General features: G+C 48.1%; 5 protein-coding genes and 2 pseudogenes. 3 read left to right on the top strand and 4 right to left on the bottom strand.

All coding sequences use genetic code 11. The features are described from left to right. Positions 1-100 (bottom strand): annotated as a pseudogene (locus QZW47_RS29985) (cytochrome b6-f complex subunit IV); the annotation flags it as partial. A gap of 181 nt (positions 101-281) precedes the next feature. Then, positions 282-950: a cytochrome b6 gene (petB, locus tag QZW47_RS29980; RefSeq protein WP_293136403.1), complete on the bottom strand. Its 669-nt coding sequence runs from the start codon at positions 948-950 to the stop codon at positions 282-284. 581 nt (positions 951-1,531) lie between these two features. Between petB and ctpA the strand changes: the two genes are divergently transcribed. Then, positions 1,532-2,773, top strand: a complete 1,242-nt coding sequence (gene ctpA, locus QZW47_RS29975) for a carboxyl-terminal processing protease CtpA (protein WP_293136397.1) — start codon at positions 1,532-1,534, stop codon at positions 2,771-2,773. Between the two features lie 167 nt (positions 2,774-2,940). Here ctpA and QZW47_RS29970 read toward each other — a convergent pair whose 3' ends face one another. Next, a complete protein-coding gene (locus tag QZW47_RS29970) occupies positions 2,941-3,360 on the bottom strand; it encodes a hypothetical protein (RefSeq protein ID WP_293136395.1) in 420 nt (139 codons plus the stop codon). 277 nt (positions 3,361-3,637) lie between these two features. Further along, positions 3,638-3,733 carry a photosystem I reaction center subunit XII gene (psaM, locus tag QZW47_RS29965; RefSeq protein WP_293136392.1) on the bottom strand — a complete coding sequence of 32 codons (96 nt, stop codon included), beginning with the start codon at positions 3,731-3,733 and terminating at the stop codon, positions 3,638-3,640. Between the two features lie 346 nt (positions 3,734-4,079). On the opposite strand from psaM, the gene QZW47_RS29960 reads away from it, so the two are divergent. Further along, complete coding sequence (locus tag QZW47_RS29960) at positions 4,080-4,850, top strand: TerC family protein (protein WP_293136389.1); 771 nt, start codon at positions 4,080-4,082, stop codon at positions 4,848-4,850. Positions 4,851-5,198: 348 nt separating this feature from the next. Further along, a pseudogene (locus QZW47_RS29955) lies at positions 5,199-6,800 on the top strand (class I SAM-dependent DNA methyltransferase). Positions 6,801-6,946: the final 146 nt, after the last annotated feature.

Here is a 6,946-nt window from a genome sequence, read left to right as displayed (position 1 = left end):
TGGGCCAAGCTGGTTCGCCGTAATAGTTGTGACCCATGCCCTTAGCGAGCTTAGCGCGTAGCTCTGGATCGCTCAAATCTGGTTTTTTGATAATAGACATAGTGAGAGTGTTCTCCTTTTAGTTTTATCCGGGCCTGGCATTGGGCTGTATTCGTTAGTCCGAATCAGCGGCGCGATCGCAGGAAGTATTGGCCGTAATAAATATCATGAGAGATGAATTCTGAATTTTCAACCCAAAATTCAGTAGGGGGGCAAAAAATATCGCCCCCACAACTCAAAACTTACAACGGGCCAGAAATGCCTTGTTTGCGAATCATCAAGAAGTGAGCCAGCATGAACACGATAATCAGCCAAGGCAACACGAAAGTGTGCAAGCTGTAGTAGCGAGTCAAAGTGCCTTGACCGACGCTGACACCGCCGCGCAGCAGTTCTACCAGTGTAGAACCGACAAACGGAATGGCTTCGGGTACGCCGGACACGATTTTAACTGCCCAGTAACCGATTTGATCCCAAGGCAGAGAGTAGCCGGTCACGCCGAAAGAAACAGTGAGGACTGCCAAGATGACTCCTGTCACCCAGGTTAATTCGCGGGGCTTTTTGAAGCCGCCGGTCAGATAAACCCGGAAGGTGTGCAAAATCATCATCAGCACCATCATGCTGGCAGACCAGCGGTGGATGGAGCGGATCAGCCAGCCGAAGTTAACTTCATTCATCAGGTATTGCACTGAAGAAAAAGCTTCTGCTACCGTGGGACGGTAATAGAAAGTCATGGCGAAGCCGGTGGCAAACTGGATCAAAAAGCAAACTAAGGTAATTCCGCCCAAGCAGTAGAAGATATTGACGTGGGGGGGTACGTATTTGGTAGTGATGTCGTCGGCGAGCGCCTGAATTTCCAGGCGTTCCTCAAACCACTGGTAGGTTTTTGAGTCGGTGATTTGTTTAGAAAACATGGAGCCAGAATTCCTAAAAGAATATTGCTGTGGTTGAGGTTCAGGGCAACAGCCACAAGGTTTTTTTGTCGCCCCGCGCCGAGCAGCTTGCTTTTACTAGCAAATGGCTGAGGCTATTTTAAAATTTGGAGCTCACGAAAGGAATTTTTTTGTGCGATCGCCCGCGAGTGCTTGGAAACTAAGCGGTCGCTTGTTCCTGCTCGCTGGCGCTGCCCGATCGAATTCCAGACTGTGATAAAAAATGTAACATAATTGCGGTGCAAATTTCACCCTAGCAAGGCGTTAGCAGAGTGGGAAATACGATTTTCTGCCAGCTCAACCTCCGCCCCAAGCTGGCATAGAGCCTAGAGCCCAGCTACAGCCCGCAGTCCGAGCCAGCCAGCGGGCGGCTGGGCGCTAAATTTAATAAACATGATAAAACTTCACTGATTTGGCCATTAAATGTTACATTTAACTAATTTTTTGTGATCGGCCGGCGTTTGACGGCGGCCTGCGGGCTAGTTGAATGCACAAAAGTTTAAATGCCTACAAACTATAAATTACAGGAGATGCGATACTTGCCTATCTTTTACAGAAAAATCATGCACAGACGAATTTTCCAAATTGCGATGTTATTCTGCCTCCAAGCTGCTTTGGTTCTAAGCCCGTGGGTGCAGCCTGCGGTGGCGCTGACTCCCGAACAGCAGCTATTGAGCGAAGCTTGGCGCATTGTCAACCGCTCTTATGTGGACGACAGCTTCAACTCTAAAAACTGGTGGTCGATTCGCGAAAAAGCCGTTAAGGAACCGCTTAACGACAGACAGCAGACTTACACGGCGATTCAGGGGATGCTGGCGAATCTTGACGACCCTTTCACTCGGCTGCTCAAACCCGAACAGTACCGCAGCTTGCAGGTTAACACTTCGGGAGAATTGACTGGTGTCGGGCTGCAAATTGCGATCGACCCCCAGACAAATACCCTGACAGTGGTGGCTCCTTTGGCCGGTTCGCCAGCAGATAAAGCCGGCATTCAACCGCTCGATCGCATTTTGAAAATTGACGGCACTCCCACGTCAGAATTGAGCCTAGACGAAGCGGCAACTCGAATGCGCGGCACCATCGGCACTGCTGTTACCTTGACCTTGGGGCGCGAGGGAAGGGACGCTGCTGAGGACATTGAGCTGGTGCGCGATCGCATTGCTCTGAATCCGGTTTATGCCGAATTGCAGTCGGGCCCAGAAAATTTACCCGTGGGCTACATTCGCCTCAGTCAATTCAGCGCTAACGCCACCGAGGAAGTCGCCCACGCGATTGATCGTTTGGAAAAAGGCGGCGCCGCCGCCTACATTCTCGATTTGCGGAACAACCCGGGCGGGCTGTTGCAAGCGGGGATTGAAATTGCGCGCCTGTGGATCGATTCTGGGACGATCGTCTACACGGTCAACAGACAAGGAATTCTCGGCAGTTTTGAGGCTTCTGGACAGGCTTTGACCGACGATCCGCTAATTGTTTTGGTGAACAAAGGAACAGCCAGCGCTAGCGAAATTTTGGCGGGTGCCCTGCAAGATAACGGCAGAGCTCAACTCGTGGGCGAAAAGACTTTCGGGAAAGGACTGATTCAGTCGTTGTTTGATTTGTCTGACGGTTCCGGGTTGGCTGTGACTGTTGCTAAATACGAGACACCGAACCACACGGATATTAACAAATTGGGGATTGCACCCGATCGCGTAGTGCCGCTAGAACCGATTGCGCGCGATCGAATTGGCACCGAAGAAGACTTACAATATCAAGCTGCACTGCAACTGCTGAAAGAAAAAACTGTAATGGCGAAGACGGCGGTTTAAACCGCGCCTACACAGACGAATTCCGCTCCAAGCGGAATGAAGAAAATAAGGTAATTTTAATCATTCGTTCTTCAATTCGCTGAGCATGGGTTTTGTTTGTATAGGCGCGAATTCCACTGGCCCGCTCTTCTTTGTGCGCGGTGCACATCCTAACAACTGTCAGACAATTAAGGCTGCGGGGTCGATTCCTCAGCATCGGGTGCTGGGGGCTCCTGCAAAATCACCGCACGCTGGTGGGGATCGACTCGATTGCTTTGCTCTTGCATCACAGTTTTAGCCAGACTGGGGTCAAAGTAGCGGTTAAAGTTCGATCGCGACTTCTCTACTCGCCCTTGAGTAAGATTGACTTCTGCTTGGATTTCGTGCAACTTTTCTTGTACGGCGCGGTAGTGAGGCCAAAGCTGAATCAAAGCAGAAGTTGCACAGACTGAAAGAACCATGTTGACTGCTAACTTAACTCCTGTTTCAGCCGCGAGCATTTGGTGAGGGTAAGAACGCTGGCGGCTGCTGCTGTGGCGGCGAGGAGTAACCCGAGGTGGGGTTTTGACAGGACGAAGTGGAGTAACCGTAGGTTGAATCGCTTGCATAATTTTTTTTCAAATACCTGAGACTGACATTTTTGAGTACAAAACACAAAATTCTGAGTTTAACGCACGCACGCCCCTGTTCGTCAGGGTGTCCGCATCCCTAATTTAGGAGACAGGGTGACACCTGAAGAAGGAATTTGTCAATAAAAATGCCTGCCCTTGCAGTATCCTCTTGTTGACCACAAACAATCTACTGCACAAAGGCAGCAATTGTCTGCAATTTCCAGATTTAACTACTCGGACAGGCGAGGCTGCGGTTAGCTACTGGTGTCTCGAACTACTTGTACAGTTCTGTTGACAGCCGGAAAGCCAAGATTCCGGGAATCAAAGCAACTACGAGCGCTACGTAGACTTGGGTATCTGTTAAAGACATATGAGGAAACTCCTTTTCGCGGGCACGAGCTTTCACCAATTTGAGACAATTTGGCGCTTTTGGGAATCCTTTGTTACAACTTGCAATATATTTGCTCGGTTTGGGGAGAGGGGGAGAGGGGGAGATTGCGAAAAATCTTGCTTCGGACTTCTCGGCTCAATATCCATCGCTGAAATCCCTTAAATCCGTTAGACGATCATCTGTTGCCGAAATTCCTTGAGTGCGATCGCCCGCGACAAAGTTACCGCACTAGGTTAAGATAGTTGAAGGTGACACTCATTTTAGACAGAGCCGGTGATTTGCGCTGGGCTCTTGGCTTGCAAATCTTAGGTGCACAAATTAATTAATGTTAGATCAATTTCTCGACGGTTCGCCCAATTTGGGAGTTGACACCTTTTTATTATTGTTGGTTTTGGTGGCCCTAGAGGCGGTACTTTCGGCTGACAACGCGATCGCCCTGGCATCTATTTCTAAAGGTTTGGAAGAGCCCAAGCTACAGCAACAAGCTCTCAACATCGGTTTGATAATTGCTTTTGTACTGCGAATAGCACTAATTTTAACGGCAACTTGGGTGATCCAGTTCTGGCAGTTTGAACTGCTGGGAGCCGTTTATCTGCTGTGGCTAGTTTTCCAGCACTTTACCTCAGATGCTGACTCTGATGGAGAAAATCACGGCCCCAGATTTTCGTCTCTGTGGAAAGCAATTCCAGTGATTGCTTTCACGGATTTAGCATTTTCTTTGGATAGCGTTACCACTGCGATCGCGATTTCTGACCAAACTTGGCTGGTACTCACAGGCGCGACAATTGGAATTATCACCCTGCGATTTATGGCAGGCTTGTTCATCCGCTGGCTCGATGAGTTCGTACACCTTGAAACTGCTGGCTACATTACAGTCGGTTTCGTGGGAATGCGATTGCTGGTGAAGGTAATTAATGATAGTTTGGTACCTCCGCAGTGGCTGGTAGTTTCTGCTATCGCCTTGATGTTTGTCTGGGGATTTTCTAAGCGCACTCCCGAGGAGAGCGAGATTGCAGAATCTACCGAAGTTGCTGTCAATCTGCCGGATGTAGAAGTTACAGTGCCGGAACCGCAAGCACAGAACTCGGAATTTTAACATACTTTCTACTGGGTGCAAGTAGCTTAAATTTGTCAATCTAAACAGATTGAAGGCAGATTAAAGTCTCCAACAATCTCACATCCCCGGACAAAAGTCACGGGGTGTTTATTGTTTGATATTATAAAACTACAATTTGAAATGTTGCACATTGAAGCTGAGAGGTTTGCCAAGCTTCCAACATCAACTGGCTATGTCAAATCTCGATCGCATTCCTTAAAAAAAATGCCTGAAAAATAAAATTTTTCTCGATCGCCATTCGCGAGCATATCATAAACGGTTAAATTCCCGTACTATGTAACTGTCAACCCCTCGACTTCGCTCGGGGCTAGCTGTCAACTGCTATAAATGTTTGAGCAAACCTTTAAAAATATTGATAACATTCTCAGGAAGGAGGCGGGCTGTACTACGGAGTTAGACTATACAGAGCAAACGTCCTGGCTGCTGTTTTTGAAGTATTTAGATGATTTGGAGCAGGAAAGGGTATTAGAAGCAGAACTAGCTGGGAAGCCCTACGAATTTATTATTGATGAGGCGCATCGCTGGTCATCTTGGGCGGCTCCCAAAAAGGCCGATACTTCGGGTACGCTCAGTAGCAATAGGACGGTCGGTCGCGATCATAGCCTGATTGGGGACGATCTGATTGATTGTGTCAACCGCAAGTTATTCCCATATTTACAGGGTTTCAAGCAACGCGCTACCAGTCCAGATACAATCGAATACAAGATTGGCGAAATTTTTAGCGAGATTAAGAACAGGTTCCAAAGCGGTTACAGCTTGCGGGATGCGCTGGAGTATGTGGACGAGCTACGTTTTCGCTCTCAACAGGAAAAACACGAGCTCTCTCATCTCTATGAAGCCAAAATCAAAAATATGGGTAATGCGGGGCGCAATGGTGGCGAATATTACACGCCGCGCCCGTTGATTCGGGCCATGATTCAAGTGGTAAAACCGCAGATTGGCGATCGTATTTATGATGGCGCTTGCGGTTCGGCAGGTTTTTAGTGCGAGAGTTACGACTATTTACGCCAGGGTAATTTGACGACGAAACAGCTAGAAACTCTTCAGAATCATACTTTTACTGGCAAGGAAAAGAAGAGTTTAGCTTATGTGATTGCGATCATGAACCTGATTTTGCATGGTATTGATGCGCCGAATATTATCCACACCAACACGCTAACGGAAAATCTCAGCGACATTCAGGATAAGGATCGTTTTGATGTAGTGCTGGCAAATCCGCCGTTTGGGGGGAACGAACGCCGGGAGGTGCAGCAGAATTTCCCGATTAAAACTGGGGAAACGGCATTTTTGTTTTTGCAGCATTTCATCAAAATTATGAAGCGCGACGGTAGGGCCGCGGTGGTAATCAAAAATACGTTTCTGTCAAATTCGGATAATGCTTCGCGGGCGTTACGTCAAGAGCTTTTGAGCAGTTGCAATCTGCATACAATTTTGGATTGTCCGGGTGGGACTTTTATCGGGGCGGGGGTGAAAACGGTGGTGCTGTTTTTTGAGAAACGTCCCCTGAGCGAAGTCGAAGGGGGCGCTCCCTTGGGCTACCCTCAGGGAATGCCTTTATTTTCTCACGGAAAACCTTTAAATGAGGGAATGGCAACTCGGAAAATTTGGTATTATCAACTCGCTCCAGGGCGGAATATGGGTAAAACAAACTCGCTCAATGATGAGGATTTACGGGAGTTTGTGGAGTTACAGGCTACGTTTGCTGAGTCGGATAAGTCTTGGCTGGTGGATGTTGCTGATATCAATTTGGAGACGTTCGATCTGTCGGTGAAAAATCCGAATAAGGGTGAAGAAGCGCAGTTGCGGGAACCGCAGGAAATTTTGGATGAGATTGCGTCTTTGGATGCGGAGAGTGCTGAGATTTTAGCTGGTATTGGGGGGATGGCTTCGACTTCGCTCAGCCAGCTAGAAATGAGTTCAGCCCATTAGAGATAGGGATTAACAACAAAAGATGAGATGAGATGAGATGAGATGAGATGAGATGAGATGAGATGAGATGAGATGAGATGAGATGAGATGAGATGAGATGAGATGAGATGAGATGAGATGAGATGAGATGAGATGAGATGAGATGA

Source organism: Microcoleus sp. bin38.metabat.b11b12b14.051 (assembly GCF_013299165.1).
GTDB lineage: Bacteria > Cyanobacteriota > Cyanobacteriia > Cyanobacteriales > Microcoleaceae > Microcoleus.
The sequence above is the reverse complement of the archived record's forward strand: the minus strand, read 5'-3'. Positions and strand labels throughout refer to the sequence as shown.